This is a genomic window from Silanimonas sp. (genome assembly GCF_027530345.1).
GTDB lineage: Bacteria > Pseudomonadota > Gammaproteobacteria > Xanthomonadales > Xanthomonadaceae > Silanimonas.
Genome location: NZ_JAPZQK010000008.1, coordinates 200,528 through 215,862, shown reverse-complemented (window position 1 = coordinate 215,862; position 15,335 = coordinate 200,528). Strand labels below are relative to the sequence as shown.

11 protein-coding genes are annotated in these 15,335 nt (G+C 70.8%); 3 read left to right on the top strand and 8 right to left on the bottom strand.

From position 1 onward, the window contains the following. From O9255_RS05520 to pilG, 3 genes are all read right to left on the bottom strand, one after another. Positions 1-2,034, bottom strand: coding sequence for a methyl-accepting chemotaxis protein (locus tag O9255_RS05520; RefSeq protein ID WP_297865842.1), 2,034 nt, complete (start codon positions 2,032-2,034; stop codon positions 1-3). 65 nt (positions 2,035-2,099) lie between these two features. After that, positions 2,100-2,627, bottom strand: a complete 528-nt coding sequence (locus tag O9255_RS05515) for a chemotaxis protein CheW (RefSeq protein ID WP_297865841.1) — start codon at positions 2,625-2,627, stop codon at positions 2,100-2,102. Next, positions 2,624-3,025 carry a twitching motility response regulator PilG gene (gene pilG / locus O9255_RS05510; protein WP_297865840.1) on the bottom strand — a complete coding sequence of 134 codons (402 nt, stop codon included), beginning with the start codon at positions 3,023-3,025 and terminating at the stop codon, positions 2,624-2,626. The genes O9255_RS05515 and pilG overlap by 4 nt, the downstream gene beginning before the upstream one ends. A 183-nt stretch (positions 3,026-3,208) precedes the next feature. Here pilG and gshB point away from each other — a divergent pair, with 183 nt between their 5' ends. Both gshB and O9255_RS05500 read left to right on the top strand, forming a co-directional pair. After that, positions 3,209-4,156, top strand: coding sequence for a glutathione synthase (gshB, locus tag O9255_RS05505; RefSeq protein ID WP_297865839.1), 948 nt, complete (start codon positions 3,209-3,211; stop codon positions 4,154-4,156). A 14-nt stretch (positions 4,157-4,170) separates the two neighbouring features. After that, on the top strand, positions 4,171-5,061 hold the full coding sequence (locus O9255_RS05500; protein WP_297865884.1) for an energy transducer TonB: 891 nt from the start codon (positions 4,171-4,173) through the stop codon (positions 5,059-5,061). Here O9255_RS05500 and tsaB read toward each other — a convergent pair. Genes tsaB through mrcB form a run of 5 tightly spaced genes read right to left on the bottom strand, consistent with a single transcriptional unit; the run spans position 5,058 to position 11,100 of the window. Continuing rightward, positions 5,058-5,798: a tRNA (adenosine(37)-N6)-threonylcarbamoyltransferase complex dimerization subunit type 1 TsaB gene (gene tsaB, locus O9255_RS05495; RefSeq protein ID WP_297865838.1), complete on the bottom strand. Its 741-nt coding sequence runs from the start codon at positions 5,796-5,798 to the stop codon at positions 5,058-5,060. The two genes, O9255_RS05500 and tsaB, sit on opposite strands and share 4 nt — an antisense overlap. Next, the gene (locus tag O9255_RS05490) at positions 5,795-6,193 is read right to left on the bottom strand and encodes a VOC family protein (RefSeq protein ID WP_297865837.1); all 399 of its coding nucleotides are present in this window, start codon (positions 6,191-6,193) and stop codon (positions 5,795-5,797) included. The genes tsaB and O9255_RS05490 overlap by 4 nt, the downstream gene beginning before the upstream one ends. After that, positions 6,183-8,213, bottom strand: a complete 2,031-nt coding sequence (locus O9255_RS05485; RefSeq protein ID WP_297865836.1) for an ATP-dependent DNA helicase — start codon at positions 8,211-8,213, stop codon at positions 6,183-6,185. Before O9255_RS05485 ends, O9255_RS05490 begins: the two co-directional genes overlap by 11 nt. Positions 8,214-8,254: 41 nt before the next feature. Further along, positions 8,255-8,791: a hypothetical protein gene (locus O9255_RS05480; protein ID WP_297865835.1), complete on the bottom strand. Its 537-nt coding sequence runs from the start codon at positions 8,789-8,791 to the stop codon at positions 8,255-8,257. Between the two features lie 8 nt (positions 8,792-8,799). Then, complete coding sequence (mrcB, locus tag O9255_RS05475) at positions 8,800-11,100, bottom strand: penicillin-binding protein 1B (RefSeq protein ID WP_297865834.1); 2,301 nt, start codon at positions 11,098-11,100, stop codon at positions 8,800-8,802. Between the two features lie 2,138 nt (positions 11,101-13,238). Here mrcB and O9255_RS05470 point away from each other — a divergent pair. Then, positions 13,239-15,332: a glycosyltransferase gene (locus O9255_RS05470; protein WP_297865883.1), complete on the top strand. Its 2,094-nt coding sequence runs from the start codon at positions 13,239-13,241 to the stop codon at positions 15,330-15,332. The last annotated feature ends 3 nt before the right edge of the window (positions 15,333-15,335 follow it).

The window sequence follows — 15,335 nt, the reverse complement described above, 5'->3', positions numbered from 1 at the left end:
TCAGTCCGGCAGCTTGAAGTCGGCGACCGATCGGCGCAGGTCGGCAGCGAGCTGGGCCAGGTTGCCGATCGACTCGGCCGTCTGGCTCGCACCCTGCGAGGTCTGCGTGGTGATCTCCTGAATGACGGTCATGGTCGCGGTGATGTTCGTCGCGGCGGCCGACTGCTGGCGCGAGGCTTCCGAGATGCTCTGGATGAGGTCGGCGAGGTCGTTCGACACCTTTTCGATCTCGACCAGCGCGAGGCCGGCGTCCTCGGCGAGGCGGGCACCGGCGACCACTTCCGCGGTCGTCTGTTCCATCGAGGACACCGCTTCGTTGGTATCGCTCTGAATGGTGGCGACCAGCGCTTCGATTCGCTTCGTCGCGTTCGAGGCGCGTTCGGCGAGTCGCTGCACTTCGTCGGCCACGACCGCGAAGCCGCGGCCCGCTTCACCCGCGGAGGCCGCCTGGATGGCGGCGTTCAGCGCGAGGATGTTCGTCTGTTCCGAGATGTCGTTGATCAGTTCGATGATCGAGCCGATTTCCTGAGAGCTTTCGCCGAGGCGCTTGATTCGCTTCGAGGTTTCCTGGATCTGGTCACGGATGTTGTCCATGCCCTGGATCGTCTGGCGCACCACTTCGGCGCCCTTGGCGGCGATCTGCACGGAGCGTTGGGCCACGTCGGCCGATTCGGCGGAGTTCTTCGACACCTCGTCGATGCTCGCCGCGATTTCGTTGATCTTCGCGGAGGCCGAGGTGATCTGCTGCGCCTGGTGTTCGGCGGCGTCGGCGAGGTGCATCGCGGTCGCCTGCGTTTCCTGGGCGGCGGCGGCCACCTGCACGGCGGTCTCGTTGATCGTTCCGACGAGGGTGCGCAGCTGGTCGATAGCGAAGTTGATCGAGTCGGCGATCGCGCCGGTGATGTCTTCCGTCACCGTCGCCTTGGCGGTCAGGTCACCCTCGGCGAGCGATCCCATTTCGTCCAGCAGGCGCAGAATCGCCTCCTGGTTTCGCTGGTTCAGCTCGGTGGCCTGGCGTTCGCGCTTGCGACCGTCCGAGAAGATCGTCAGCAACAGGCCGACCACGCCGATGAGCAGGCCGAGGCCACCACCGATGGCCCACCAGTTGTTCGGGAAGATGCGGGTGACGTTGGCGTTGGCGAAGGCGCCAGCGAGCGCCGCGCTGTTCTCGCCGAGCACTTCGGCGTCGCCGGAGAGCACGTCGCCAGAGGCCTGCACCGCGAAGAGGTTAGGCGCAGTGGTCAGGATGCTCTCGAGCTCCTTCTGCGCGTCCGCGTACTGCGTTTCCACCGCTTCCACGGCGGCGCGTGCGTTCGGCGAGGTGAGCGCCACGACGCCGAGGTCCGAGTTGCCCTGCTTCAGGCCGGCCAGCACCTGGGCGAACACCGCGGCGTCGCGCGAGAGCGCTTCGGACTGGTCCGAACCGGAGCGGATTTCCGCGACGCGCTGCGCCATGCGGTTGGCGAGCACGATCTGGCGGTTGGCGATGTTGATCTGCGAGACCGGGGCGCCGGCGTCCGACATGGCGCGCACCACCTCGTCGAGACGGGCGGTGAGGCGCGGGATGCGTCCGGTGAACGAGTCCGCGGTCTGGGCGAGCGCGATGATCTCGCCCTGCGCACCGAGGATCTTGTCGGTGTCGGCCGACATGCGCGTCCAGGTCTCCGTGACCTGGCCGAGCGCCGCGTTCACCTGAGGCATGTTGAGGTCGCCCTTGTAGCCGGGCACTCCCTTGCCGCCGGTGCCGTCGTTGAGTGCGCCGACCGCCGTGACGATGGCATCGCGCGTGCCCTGGAGTTCGGCGAACGCTTCTTCGCGACCGGCGATGGCCTCCGTCGCGTATCGACCAAGCTTCTGCGCGTCCACCTGCAGACCGAAGGACAGTGCCGAAGCGCTGTTGATCTGCCCGGCGAACCACGTCGCGGCCAAGAAGTTCGCCGCGAAGATCAGCAGCGACACCGCGAGCAGGAAGGCCCAGACGCGCAGGCCGACCTTGGTCAGGCGGTCTTGGAAGGTGACTTTCGAAGCGCTCATTACATCGGACCTCGGATTGGAACGGGTTGACTCAAGCTGGGGCGCGGCTCAAGCGGGTGCGGCGGTCAGGCGGCGGCCTGGCGGAACTCGGGGGTGCGGGACAGCAGCGGGATGTCGAGGACGCCCCACGTCACGTCGGCGACGCGGTAGGCGCGGGCGATGACCGCGGCATAGCGGCCCTCCAGCGATTCCGGGCGCTCGATGAGGTGGGAGTCGTTGAACGAACGCTGGCCGTAGAGCTCGTCGGTGAGCAGGATGACGTTGCCGCCCGGCTGCCTGACGAGCAGGCAGCGCTGCCCCTCGTTGACGGCGCTGCGCTCACCTTCGAGGAACTGCTTGAGGTCGACCACGCCGTAGAGGCTGCCGCGGACGTTGGCGAGGCCGAGCATCCAGGGCTGCGAGCCGGGCACGGCGGTGATCGCGGGCAGGCTGATGATTTCGACCACGTCGCCGAACGCGCCGACGAGGCGGTGCTTGCCGATGCGGAAGCCCACGCCGCGCCAGTGGCCCGGCGCTTCGACCAACTCGGGGCGACCCGGCTGGTGGGCCAGCGAGCGGCGCTCGTAGTCGAGCAGGAGGTCGAAGGCGCTCATGCGGCGGGCGCGTAGCGGCGGACGACGTCGAGCAACTCGTCGCGGGTGAAGGGCTTGGTGAGGTACTGCTCGGAACCGACGATGCGGCCGCGCGCCTTGTCGAACAGGCCGTCCTTCGACGACAGCATGATCACCGGCGTGTTCTTGAAGAGCTGGTTGGACTTGATGAGGGCGCAGGTCTGATAGCCATCGAGGCGCGGCATCATGATGTCCACGAAGATCACCTGCGGCTGCACCTCGGCGATGCGGCCGAGCGCCTCGAAGCCGTCGTTCGCGGTTACGACCTCGCACCCTTCCTTCTTCAGCAGGGTTTCCGCCGTACGACGGATGGTCTTCGAGTCATCGATGACCATGACCCTAAGGCCCGCCAGTGCGCCGGACTCGTTGCTTTCACTCATCGCTATCCCCAAAAGTGCCGTCGGCGGAGGCCCGGGCAGGCCATGGCGCGCCGCAACGCAACCTATATCCCAGTGTCAACAAAACGTGTCAAGCCCGCGCCCCGCTTCATGATTCCACGCTCTGCGGTGCCTGCGGCCCCCTGATACCCTGTTTCACATTCTCGCACCGAAGGGCGGTTCCGGATGCAGCGTCGGCTGGCCGTGGTGATGGACCCGATCGAGTCCATCAAGATCGTAAAGGACTCCACATTTGCGATGTTGCTCGAGGCCCAGCGTCGCGGGTGGGCGTTGCATTACGTCGTTCCGGGCAGCCTCGGGTTCCGAGGTGGCGCGGCGGGAGGGCGGCTCGCCGCCCTGTCGGTGAAGGACGACAAGGCCGGCTGGTTCCAGCTCGGCGAGGCCACCTGGCGCCCCTTGGCCGAAATGGACCAGGTGCTGATGCGCAAGGACCCGCCGGTGGATGCCGACTTCCTTCACGACACCCAGGTGCTGTCGGCGGCCCAGCGGCAGGGCGCGGCCGTCACCAACGACCCGGCCGGCCTGCTGGAGCTCAACGAGAAGCTGGCGGCCCTGATGTTCCCCGCCTGCATCCCGCCCACCCTGGTGAGCCGCGAAGCCGCCGAATTCAAGGCGTTCGCCGCAGAACACGGCGAGGTCGTGCTGAAGACGCTGGACGGCATGGGCGGGCGCTCGATCTTCCGCAGCCGCCACGGCGACCCCAATTTCAACGTCATCCTCGAAACCCTGACCGCCGACGGCCAGCACCTGGCCATGGCCCAGCGTTTCCTTCCCGAGATCGCGAACGGCGACAAGCGGGTGCTGCTGGTGGATGGCGAACCGGTCTCGCACTGCCTCGCGCGCATCCCGCAGGGCACCGAGTTCCGCGGCAACCTCGCCGCCGGCGGGCGTGGCGAAGTGCGGCCGCTGACCGAGCGCGACCGTGAGATCGCCGCCATCGTCGGGCCGGAGATGAAGCGTCGCGGCATGCGCTTCGTCGGCCTCGACGTGATCGGCGGGCACCTCACGGAAGTGAACGTGACCAGCCCGACCTGCATCCGCGAGATTGACGCCGGCGCCGGGCTGAACATCGCAGGCACCCTGTTCGACGCCCTGGAGCGCGGCCCGGCGTGAGCGCCCGCAGCACCCTGCCTGCCGCGGAGCGCGACGCCGCGCCCCCGCCCGACGGCGTCGGCCCGGCCCAGCGCCTGACCGCGACCACCCTGCTGGCGACGGTGGTGATCGGCATCGTCGTGCTCGGCATCAGCTTCGGTCGCGACGACGCAGCCCCGATCACCCCGACGCTGGACGTGATCCTCACCGAGACCGCCAGCCGGACTCCGCCCGAGAAGGCGGATTTCCTCGCCCAGGCCAGCCATCAGGGCGGCGGCGACAGCGAAGAGAGCCAGCGCCCCCGCGACACGGTGAGCGCACCGGTGCCCAAGCTCGACGAGGGCCTCGCGCCGATCCCGATCCGCGCGCAGTCGCCGCGTCCGCAGGACGCGACGCCAATGCCCGTGGTGACGACCGTAGCCACGGGTGCCGAGCCCGCGCCGCGCGAACGCCCGACCCCGGAAACCCCGCCGACACCCCTGCCCTTGGGCGAGCAGCTGCTCAAGCAGCAACTGGAAATGGCCCGGCTGGCGGCCGAAGTGGAGCGCCGCGAGGCGCAGTACGCGCGGCGACCGAAGCGCAAGTTCGTCTCGGCGAGCACGCAGGAGTACGCCTACGCGCAGTACCTGAAGGCCTGGGTGGAGAGGGTCGAACGGGTCGGCAACGCCAACTACCCGGAGCGCGCCCGCGCCGAGCGCCTCGAAGGCCGACTGGTGATAACCGTGGCCGTGCGCCGCAACGGCAGCGTCGAATCGGTGGTGTTGAACACGCCCAGCCGCTACGAGGTGCTGAACCAGGCGGCCCGCCGCATCGTCGAACTGGCCGGTCCTTACCCGCCGGTGCCGCAGACCGGGGAACGCGTCGATGTGTTGCACATCACCCGCACCTGGCACTTCCGCAACGGCGCGGTGAGCAGCGAGGACTAGGCCTCGCCAGCGCCGGCCTTCGCCGCGCGCGCGGCGGCCTGCTCGGCCGACGTCAGGGCGACCTTGTCGCGGAGGTAGGCGGGTTCGAGGCGCTCCGGCGCCACGGCATGCCCACGCGCGAACGCCGCTGCCGCGATCCGGGCCACCGCCGCGGCCGTGGGCAGGGCTTCGGCCTCGACCCGCTTCAGTCGACCGGCGAGTTCGGCGCACCACGCACCGCCACCCGCGGCGAAGCCGGTACCGGCGCCGACTCGCCCAAGATCGGTCACGGGCCAACGGGCCAGAAGCGCCGCAGCGGCCACACCGACCGGCAGGAGGGCTTCCTCCGCCAATGCCTTGGGCAAACCGTCGGCATCGGCGGCGAACTCGCCGATGTAGAGCTCCCCCATCCGCGCGTCGATGGCGGCCAGGACCGGCCCCTCGGCGAGCAACGGCTGGGCCAGCGCGGCCAGCGTGGACACTGGCATGACCGGCCGGTCCAGCCCGAGCGCGATGCCCTGCACGAGACTGATGGCCAGACGCACGCCGGTGAAGGCGCCGGGGCCGACGCCGACCGCCAGCGCATCCAGTTGCGACTTGGCGACGCCCGCCTCGGCCAACAGCGCCTCCGCCCACGGCAAGGCCAGCTCGGCATGGCGGCGCGGCGCGACCTCATGGCGCGCCAGCAGGCGGCCGTCGTGCAGCAGCGCGACCGAACAGGCTTCGGTGGCGAGTTCGAAAGCCAGCAGCGTGCTCACGCCGGCGGCTCCCAGAGTTCGAGCAGGTGGTCTTCCGGGTCGAGCACGTAGCGGAAGCGGCCGAACTCGCCGTCCTCGCCGCGGTCGAGCACGCGGCAGCCCGAAGCGCGCAGGCGCGCGACCAGCGCTTCGACGTCGTCGACGCGCAGGTTGAGCATGAAGGCGTGCGGCGAGGGCTCGAAGTACTCGGTATCGGCAGCGAACGGCGACCAGTTCGTGTAGGCCTCGGGGTTCGGATCGTCGGCGTTGCGGAAGATCGCGCCGCCCCAGGCTTCGATGGGGAAACCGAGGTGCTCGGCGTACCACGCGGCGAGGGCCTTCGGGTCGCGGGCCTTGAAGAACACGCCACCGAGGCCGGTCACGCGGCCGGGGCGCGCAGGGGCATCAGCCGGCATCGGCAGGCTCCGGGGCAAACGAGGGATCGAAGAAGGCCTGCACGTCGGCCAAGGCCTTGGTGCGCGTCAGCGGCGGCAGGCTGGCCATGAACACGCGGCCATAGGGCTTGCTGACGAGGCGCGGGTCGCAGAGCACCAGCACGCCGCGGTCGTCGTGGCGGCGGATCAGTCGTCCCACGCCCTGCTTGAGCGCGATGGCGGCGGTGGGCACCTGCTCGGCGAGGAAGGGATTTCCACCGCGGCGGCGCACGGCCTCGAGCCGGGCCTCAAGGACCGGATCGTCCGGCGCGGCGAAGGGCAGCTTGTCGATGACGACGACGCTCAAGGCATCACCGGCGACATCCACACCCTCCCAGAAACTCGCGGCACCGAGCAGCACGCCGTTGCCGCTGGCGCGGAACTGCTCGATCAGCTGCAGGCGCGGCGCCGTGCCCTGCACGAACAGCGGCCACGGCCCGCCGGCCAACAGCGCGGCCGCCTCTCGGAGCGCGCGGTGCGAGGTGAACAACAAGAAGGCGCGACCCTTCGACGCTTCGAGCACCGGCCGCACCGCAGCAACGACGCGCTCGGTGTAGTCGCGCGACGAAGGCTCGGGCAGGCCGGGCGGGAAATAGGCCAGCGACTGAGTCTTCCAGTCGAAGGGGCTCTGTTCGAGCAGGGTGCGCGGTTCGTGCAGGCCGAGCTTCCACGCAATGTGCTTCAGGTCGCCACCGACGGCCAACGTGGCGGAGGTGAAGATCCAAGCGGCCTTGCTCTGCTCACGGTAGCGGCGCAGCGGACCCGCGACATCGAGCGGCGTGATCGAGAAGGCGAAGCCGCGCTGCGTGAGTTCGAACCAGCGCACTTCGCCGTGCGAGGCGGTGTCGGCGCGGTCGTCGTCCTCCGCGCCATCAGTCGGGGCGGCGTGCTCGTTCGACGCTTCGTCGCCAGCGTCCATTTCGAGCAAGCCGGGCGCCCCCTCGGCCCAGGTGCGCAGCCGCTTCTGGAACAGCTCCAGCCGCGTCAGCACGGCGGCGAATTCCGGCGCGGCCTCCTTCATCGGCGCGACCGCGGCGGCCAGCCCGGCCATCGCGGCGTCGAGCGTCCGCACCAGAGCGGGCATATCGGCATGGTGGTCGAGCAGCAGGGCCAGCGTGCCGCGCTGCGGCAGGCCTTCGCACTGCGCGCGCAGCAGCCGGATCGCCGCCTCCAACTCGCGCACCGCGGGCGACACGGCCGCGAGGCTGCCCGCGACCTTACCGCAGGCGCCGATCGCATCGCGCGTCAGGTCGATGAGCATGCGCGCCGAAACCGATTCGCCGAAGAACTGCGAGGCGAGGTCGGGCAGCTGGTGCGCTTCGTCGAGCACGAAGGCCGAAGCGCCCGGCAGGATCTCGCCGAAGCCCTCCTCCTTGATGGCGAGGTCGGCCAACAGCAGGTGGTGGTTGATGACGACGAGGTCGGCGGCCTGCGCCTCGGCGCGCGCCTTGACCACGAAGCAGTCCTGCCAGAACGGGCATTCACTGCCGAGGCAGTTCTCGACCGTGGAGGTGACGAGGCCGCGCAGCGGCGAATCCTCGGGCAGGTCTTCGATCTCGGCGAGGTCGCCTCGGCGCGTGCGCTTGCTCCACTGCACGATGCGTTCGAACTGCGCGATCTGCTCGCGGCCGCTGAACACCGGCGCGCCCTTGGCGAGCTCGGTGCGCTGCAGGCACAGGTAATTGCTGCGGCCCTTCAGCAGCGCGGTGCGCAGGCCGAGGCCGAGCGCCTCGCGCACTTTCGGCAGGTCGCGGTGGTAGAGCTGGTCCTGCAACGCCTTGGTGCCGGTCGAGACGATCACGCGCTGGCCGGAGAGCAAGGCCGGCACGAGGTAGGCGTAGGTCTTGCCGGTGCCGGTGCCGGCCTCGGCCACCAGTGCGCCGCGCTCGGCCATGGTCTCGGCAATGGCGACGCCGAGCCGTTGCTGGGCCGGCCGCGGCGCGTAACCGGGAATCGCGTTGGCGAGCGCGCCGCCCTCGTCGAGCGCGCGGGCGGTCAGCATCGGCAGCACCCCGCGGCCGCCGGAGGTGGCGGCCTCGGCCGTCACATCCGCACCGGCGGCGCGATGGTGCAGCGTTCGAGCATCGCCGCGGCGGAAGCGGCGTTCTCGGCTTCGCCGCGCGATTCGCGCAGCAGCTTCACCAGCGTCCAGTTGCGGCGGCACAGCGGGCCGGATTTCGGGCCCAAAGCGATGCTCTGCTTGGCGAGGGCCTCGGCTTCATCGCGGGCCTTTCGCAGCACGGCGAGCTCGGCGCGCCACTGCAGAAGATCGGGGTCGTCGGGCGTGATGGCGAGCGCCTTCAGCAGCTCCCGATCGGCGCGCTGCGGGCGATTCGCGGCCTGCGCCTTTTCGGCGCGCTCGCGCAGGTCCTCGACGTGCGGATCGACCAGCGGCGTGACGACCAGTTCGACGCCGTCGCGCCCGGCGGCCTGCGTGGCTTCGACGATCTGCGCGTCGGTGAGCGGCGGCGGGCCAGCCGGCGCCACGGGAGCCGGCGGCGGGGTGGCGCAGCTGGCCAGCAGCAGCGCGCCGCCCAAGATCGCCAGGCCACGAAGCGCCGCGGCATGCATCGGGTTCATCCTGTCCTTCACTCGCCGTCCGCTCCAAAACCGAAGAAATCGAGCAGGCCGCGTTCGACGCAGCTCAGGTGCTCGGCAGGCAGGAAGCCTGCGACAAAAGGATAGCGACGGGCACCGGTGCATTCGGATTCCGTCGTGGCGAATTGCCCCTGCGCGACGTAAGCCCATTCGATGCCCTGCTCGCCCGGCTGCAGCGGCGCGCTGGGCAGGGTCGAGAACAGGCCCTGCCAGACGCGCATCGCACCGGTGGCACCGTAAAGGCCCGTGGCCTCGTTGCGGTCGTTGCCCACCCACACCACGGCGAGGTGGCTGCCGGTATAGCCCGCGAACCACGAATCGCGGCCGTCGTTGCTGGTGCCGGTCTTGCCGGCGGCGGCGAGGCCCGCCGTTTCGCCACCGGCCAGCGCGCGGGCCGTGCCGCGCCGGGCGGCGTCCTGCAGCACGAGGGTGACGAGGCGCGCCGCGACGGCATCACCCTCCTGCGCCTCGTCCTTGCGGCCGTCGTAGCGGGCCACCGGTTCGCCTTCCGGCGAGAGCACGCCGCGCACCGCGCGCAGCGGCTGGATGCGACCGCCGGAGGCAAGGAACTGATAGGCCTGCGCCATCGCGTACGGCGAAAGATCAACGCTGCCGAGGATCAGGGAGGGGTTCGGCTCGGCATCGATCTCGGCGAGCGCCTTGAGCAGCGCGACGAGCCGCTCCGGGCCGACGTCCATGCCCAGCCGCACCGTGGCTTGGTTGTAGCTGTAGATCAGCGCGTCTTCGAGCGGCAGCACGCCGTGGCTGCGACCGTCGGAATTCTTCGGCGCCCACTCCTGACCGTTCGGCAGGCGCATCGACACCGGGCCATCGTCGATCGGCGAGGCCAGCGACCAGCGGCCCGGCTGGGCGAGGGCCAGCAGGTAGACCATGGGCTTCAGCAGCGAGCCGACCGGACGACGCGCGTCGAGCGCACGGTTGAAGGCCGGCTGGTTGGCGTTGCGGTCACCGACGATGGCGCGCACGTCGCCGGTCTGCGCATCGGTGAGCACGAGCGCCGCCTGCAGCGCCGGGCGGTCGGCCTTGTCGAGAGCGCCCAGCGAACGGGCGACGGAGGCCTCCGCATCGCGCTGCGCCGAGGGCGCGAGGGTGGTGTGCACGGTGAGCCCGGCGCCGGTGAGCGCATCCGCGTCGTAATCGCTCGCGAGCTGGCGGCGCACGAGGTCGAGGAAGCCGGGATAGCGGTTGCGCGCGAGACCGGGGCGCGCGAGCACGCCCAACGGCTGGCGCCGCGCGGCATCGCGTTGGGCTTCGGTGAGCAGGCCCGTGTCGTGGAAGACGCCGAGCACGAGGTCGCGACGCGCCTTCGCGCGCTCCGGATGGCGGCGCGGGTCATGGTGTGACGGCCCCTGCACCAGCGCCACCAGCAGCGCGATCTCATGGGCCTTGAGGTCGGCCACGTCGCGGCCGAACCAGAAGCGCGAGGCCGCACCGACGCCGTGGATGCTCTGCCCGCCCTGCTGGCCCAGATAGACCTGGTTGAGGTAGGTCTCGAGGATGCGGCGCTTGTCGAAGCGCGCCTCGATGATCAGCGCATACGCTGCTTCCTTCGCCTTGCGCGTCGCCGTCTTGGCGTTGCTCAGGAACAGGCTGCGCACCAGCTGCTGGGTCAGCGTGCTGCCGCCCTGCTCGAGTTCGCCTTCCTTGAGGTTGACGAACATCGCGCGGAGCACGCCCCACGGGTCGATGCCGATGTGGTGCTTGAAGTTGCGGTCCTCGACGGCCTGCAGGCCGGCCACCAGCAGCGGCGGCGCGTCGTCGAGGCGGATCAGCTCGCGTTCTTCCTGCTTGGCGCCGTACAGCGTGGCGATGCGCGCCGGATCGAGCATGAAGCCGGGGCCGCCGCCGTCGTTGCGACGCAGGCCGGCGACGCGACCGTTGGCGAGGCGCACCTCGGCGCGCGCCGGATCGACCGCGCCGTCGACATCGCGGAAGCCCCGCGTCGCGATGCGGAACACGCCGCCGTCGCGGCTGAAGGTGCCGGGCGTCCGGCCATCGCCTTCACTGAAGGCTGCCGCCTCCAGCTCCTGCTGCAGCGCCGCCACGCTCATGGGCTCCCCTTCGACGAGGGCCAGCGGGCGGGCGAAGACGCGCGTCGGGATCTGCCACGTCAGCGCCTCGAATTCGGCGCGGACTTCACGGTCGAGCACCATCGCCACCGGGATGCCGAAGCCAAGTCCAAGGGCCAGCAGGAACAGGGCGCCCCACAGCCCGTAGCGCAGCAGCGGCTTGAAGCGGGCGGTGGTGTTGGGGGATGGGCGCGAAACCAAGCGTCAACCAAGCGATAATCCGGGTCCCGCAGTCTAGCGCAGCCCCCCTTGACCCCCGCTTGAACACCGCGACGTTGCCGACGGCACGACATGACCCGATCGGGACGATCGAAGGCGATCCGGGGCAGCGCTGGGACGACCGCCTGCGAGCGGCCTTGGCGGCCAGCGATGCGCCCCTGCTTCTGTTGGTGGCGCCGGGAGTCGCTGCCGATCCGTTTTCGCTCGGACAACTGGCGGCGGCGCTGGCGGTCACGTCGGCGTTCGATGCCGTGAGCCCCGTCGCCATCGCCGAGATCACCGATGCGTGGGCGCTGGAGGACCCGGCCGACGCCGTCCTCGAAGCGTGGACCTGGGAGCCCCACGTGGCCCTGCCGGACGCCCCGGATCCGCGCTGCGCCCTGTGGCGCCGCGAGGCGGCCGAGCGGAGGGTGCGCGAGGGCGGCCAAGCCCCGGTCCGCGGCGCGCGCCTGCCCCATGTCGCGATGGCGCTGGGTGATGGGCCTTCGCCGACCCCGGCCGCGACCGCTCCGATCGACCCGGACTGGCGCCCGACGCGCCTCGCGCTGCGACGTCCGGCCCCGACCGCCGCCGGACGCACGGCGCGTCCTGTGATCCTCCATGTCCTGCACGACTGGGGCGGTGGCGTCGCCCGTTTCGTCAGCGACCAGATGCGTGACGATCCGACGGCCGACCACCTCGCCCTCGTCAGTCGGGGCAGCGCTCGCGGCGGCTACGGCCAGCGCCTCGCCCTGCACGTGAGCCTCGACACGTGCCCGATCCGCTCGTGGGCCATCACGCCCGCGGTCGGCGATACGGGCGACACGCATCCCGCCGTGCGCGCCGCCCTCGCGGAATGCCTCGCCAGCTTCGGTGTGTCGAGCCTGCGGGTCTCGTCCCTGATCGGCACCACCTTGGACGTGCTGCGCACCGGCCTACCGACAACGTTCGTCGTGCACGACCTGTTCCCCTTCTGGCCGGTGCTGGACGATGTCGAACCGCTGCCGAGCGGAGACGGCGCCCGCCTTGCGGCCGCGGCCGCGCGGCCTGAATTCCGGTTCCACACGCACGACCCCCAGGCGTGGCGGGCGCGGTCGGACGCGACCATCGAGGCCTTGAAGGCGGCGGATGCACGCATCGTCGCGCCCTCGCGATTCGCCGCCGCGCGGCTGGCCGCCGTGGCACCGTCACTGCCGGCCGCGGACGTCATCCCCCACGGGCTGCCGCCATTCACCGGCGTCACGCCCGCGCGCCGCGCGCCTCGCCGACCCGGCCCCCTGCGCGTGCTGGTACCGGGACGCCTGCAAGGCGGCAAGGGAGAAGCCTTGCTTGACGCCCTCCTCCCCCAGTGCCCGCCAGGCATCGACTGGTGCTTCGCCGGCGGCGGTGCGGACGCGGAACGCTACGCGCGCCAAGTCGGCGGCAACGCCACGCCCGACTACCGTCCCGACGAACTGCCGGCGCTTGTCGACACCTTCGACCCCGATCTCGCGCTCCTGCCGTCGCTGCTGCCGGAAACCTTCGGCTATGTGTTTTCGGAAATGCAGGCCTTGGGCATCCCCATGGTCGTTTGCGACCGCGGCGCCTATGCGGAGCGAGCTCGCAAGGCCGGCGCGACGGTGGCCGTGGTCGCGCCAGAGGCGCCGGCGTTCGCAGCCGCCTTGGGCGACGCCGCCACCGCCCCTGAGCGTCTACCCAGGCCGGCACCGACACCCAGCACGCTGGACGAGGCGCGACGGGCGTGGGCCGTGGTGCATCCGTTGACCGCCGTCGCGCCCACCCTGATCGACAACGGGCCGGAAAGGGTCCGCCAGCACGTCGCCGGCCTGCGCCACGCCACGCTCGAAGTCCTCGCGCAGGAACGCGATGACGCCTACCTGGCGCACGCGCGGGACACCGCGGATCTGATCCAGCAGCGCGACGCGGCGATGCGCCAAGTCGAGGCGCTCCTGCGTGACCAGGTGGCACTGGCCGGCGAGCGCGACGCGGCCTATCGCTATTACGACCGCGACACCGCGGACCTCATCCGCCAGCGCGACGTGGCCTTGAGCCAGCGCGACGCGGCACAGGAGCAGTTGGCTCGGGCCCAGCGCACCCTGTCGCACCCCGCGATCCGCTGGCCACTGCGGCTCCGCGGGCGGGTGGGCGATGCGTGGGCCGCGGCGCTCTACCGCCTGCATCGCAGCCTCGATCTGGTGCGCCGCGGCCTCCGCAGCCTCCGTGCCCGCGGGTTCGCGGCCACCTGGGACGCCGCGCAGCGGCGGCTGTCGCCGCGACCGACCGCCGAGCTCGCCGTTACCCCCGTGGATCCTGGTCCCCTCGCCTTCACGCTGCCCGCATCGGTCCGCGCCAGCGTCGTGATTCCGGTTTACGGCAAGCTCGACTACACGCTGGCCTGCCTGCGCAGCCTCCTACAGACGCAGCTTCCCGACGATGTCGAAGTCATCGTCATCGACGACGCATCGCCGGACGACACCGGGACGGTGCTTCCCGCCATCGGCGGACTCCGCTACCACCGCAACGCGACCAATCTCGGCTTCGTCGGCAGCTGCAACGCCGGCGCGGCGATGGCGCGCGGCGAGTTCGTGGTGTTCCTCAACAACGACACCACGCTGACCCCGGGCTGGCTCGATGCCTTGCTGCGCACGTTCGAGACGCACCCGGACACCGGCCTCGCCGGCGCACAGCTGGTGTACCCGGACGGCCGCCTGCAGGAATCCGGCGGCATCGTGTTCGCCGACGGCTCGGGATGGAACTTCGGACGTTTCGAGGATCCGAGGCACCCGGCGTACACCTTCGTCCGCGAGGCCGATTACTGTTCCGGGGCCGCGATCGCCCTGCCGCGCGCGCTGTTCGAGAGGCTTGGCGGCTTCGATCTGCGCTACGCCCCGGCGTACTACGAAGACACCGACCTCGCGATGAAGGTGCGCGAGGCCGGACTGAAGGTGCGCGTGCAGCCGGCCTCGGTGGTGATCCACCACGAGGGAATCACGGCCGGCACCGACACGGGCAGCGGCGTGAAGGCCTACCAGGTCCGCAACCAGCAGCGCTTCGTCGAGCGGTGGCACGACGTGCTGGTGCGCCGCCATCCGGCGCCCACACAGGCGCCCCACTACGCGGCACAACACCGCGCCCGCGCGCGCGTGCTCGTGATCGACGCGACCACGCCGATGCCCGACCGCGACTCCGGCTCGGTACGGCTGTTCGAGCTGCTGCGCCTGCTGGTCGACGAAGGCTGCGCCGTCACCTTCTTCCCGGAGAACGGCCTCGACGATGGGCGCTACACGCAGGCCCTGCGCGATCTCGGCGTCGAGGCGTGGACGCAACCGTGGCTCGGGGCCCTCCCCGACTGGCTGGCGAAGCATGGCGCCCGGTTCCAGCTCGTCATCGTCAGTCGCCACTACATCCTCTCGCCGCTGCTGCCGCTGCTGCGCCGCCATGCCCCGCAGGCGCGCATCGTGTTCGACACCGTGGACCTGCACCACCTCCGCGAACAGCGCGAAGCCGAAGAGCGCCGCGATGCGGCCCTGCTGCGTGCCGCCGCACGCACCCGCGCCGACGAGCTGGCGCTCATCGACAGCGTCGACCGCACCTGGGTGGTCAGCCCGGTGGAGAAAGCCCTGCTGGCCGAGAGCGCGCCCGGCGCGGTCGTGGACGTGGTCTCGAACATCCATCGCGTCCGCGGTGCCGGACCAGCGATGGCCGAACGCCATGGGTTGCTCTTTGTCGGCGGCTTCCGCCATCCACCGAACGTCGACGCCGCATTGTGGCTGGCCGACGAGATCCTGCCGCGCATCCGCGAGCGCCGGCCCGAGATCACGCTGTCGCTCGTCGGCAGCGAGGCGCCCGAGGCGATCCTCGCCCTTGGCGAACGCCCGGGCATCACCGTGCACGGCTACGTGCCGGACCTCGAGCCGCTGATCGACGCGCACCGCTTCTCGGTCGCGCCACTGCGCTACGGCGCGGGCGTGAAGGGCAAGATCAACCAGGCGCTGGCGCACGGCCTGCCGGTCGTGGCGACGCGCTGCGCCGTGGAGGGCATGGGCTTGGCCCACGGCGTCGACACGCTGGTGGCGGACGAGGCGGAGGCCATCGCCGAGACGATCCTCGCCGCCTACGACGACGAGGCGCTGTGGCAGCGGCTGGTCACGGGGGGCTTGGCCAACACCGCGCGGGAGTTCTCGCCGGAGCGCGCCCGCGCCACCTTGCGCAGCATCTTCAACCAGCTGCGCTGAGGA

Coding starts and splice junctions, on each gene's coding strand:
- O9255_RS05520 (WP_297865842.1), bottom strand. CDS start 2,034: ATGAGCGCTTCGAAAGTCACCTTCCAAGACCGCCTGACCAAGGTCGGC.
- O9255_RS05515 (WP_297865841.1), bottom strand. CDS start 2,627: ATGAGCGCCTTCGACCTCCTGCTCGACTACGAGCGCCGCTCGCTGGCC.
- pilG (WP_297865840.1), bottom strand. CDS start 3,025: ATGAGTGAAAGCAACGAGTCCGGCGCACTGGCGGGCCTTAGGGTCATG.
- gshB (WP_297865839.1), top strand. CDS start 3,209: ATGCAGCGTCGGCTGGCCGTGGTGATGGACCCGATCGAGTCCATCAAG.
- O9255_RS05490 (WP_297865837.1), bottom strand. CDS start 6,193: ATGCCGGCTGATGCCCCTGCGCGCCCCGGCCGCGTGACCGGCCTCGGT.
- O9255_RS05485 (WP_297865836.1), bottom strand. CDS start 8,213: ATGCTGACCGCCCGCGCGCTCGACGAGGGCGGCGCGCTCGCCAACGCG.
- O9255_RS05480 (WP_297865835.1), bottom strand. CDS start 8,791: ATGAACCCGATGCATGCCGCGGCGCTTCGTGGCCTGGCGATCTTGGGC.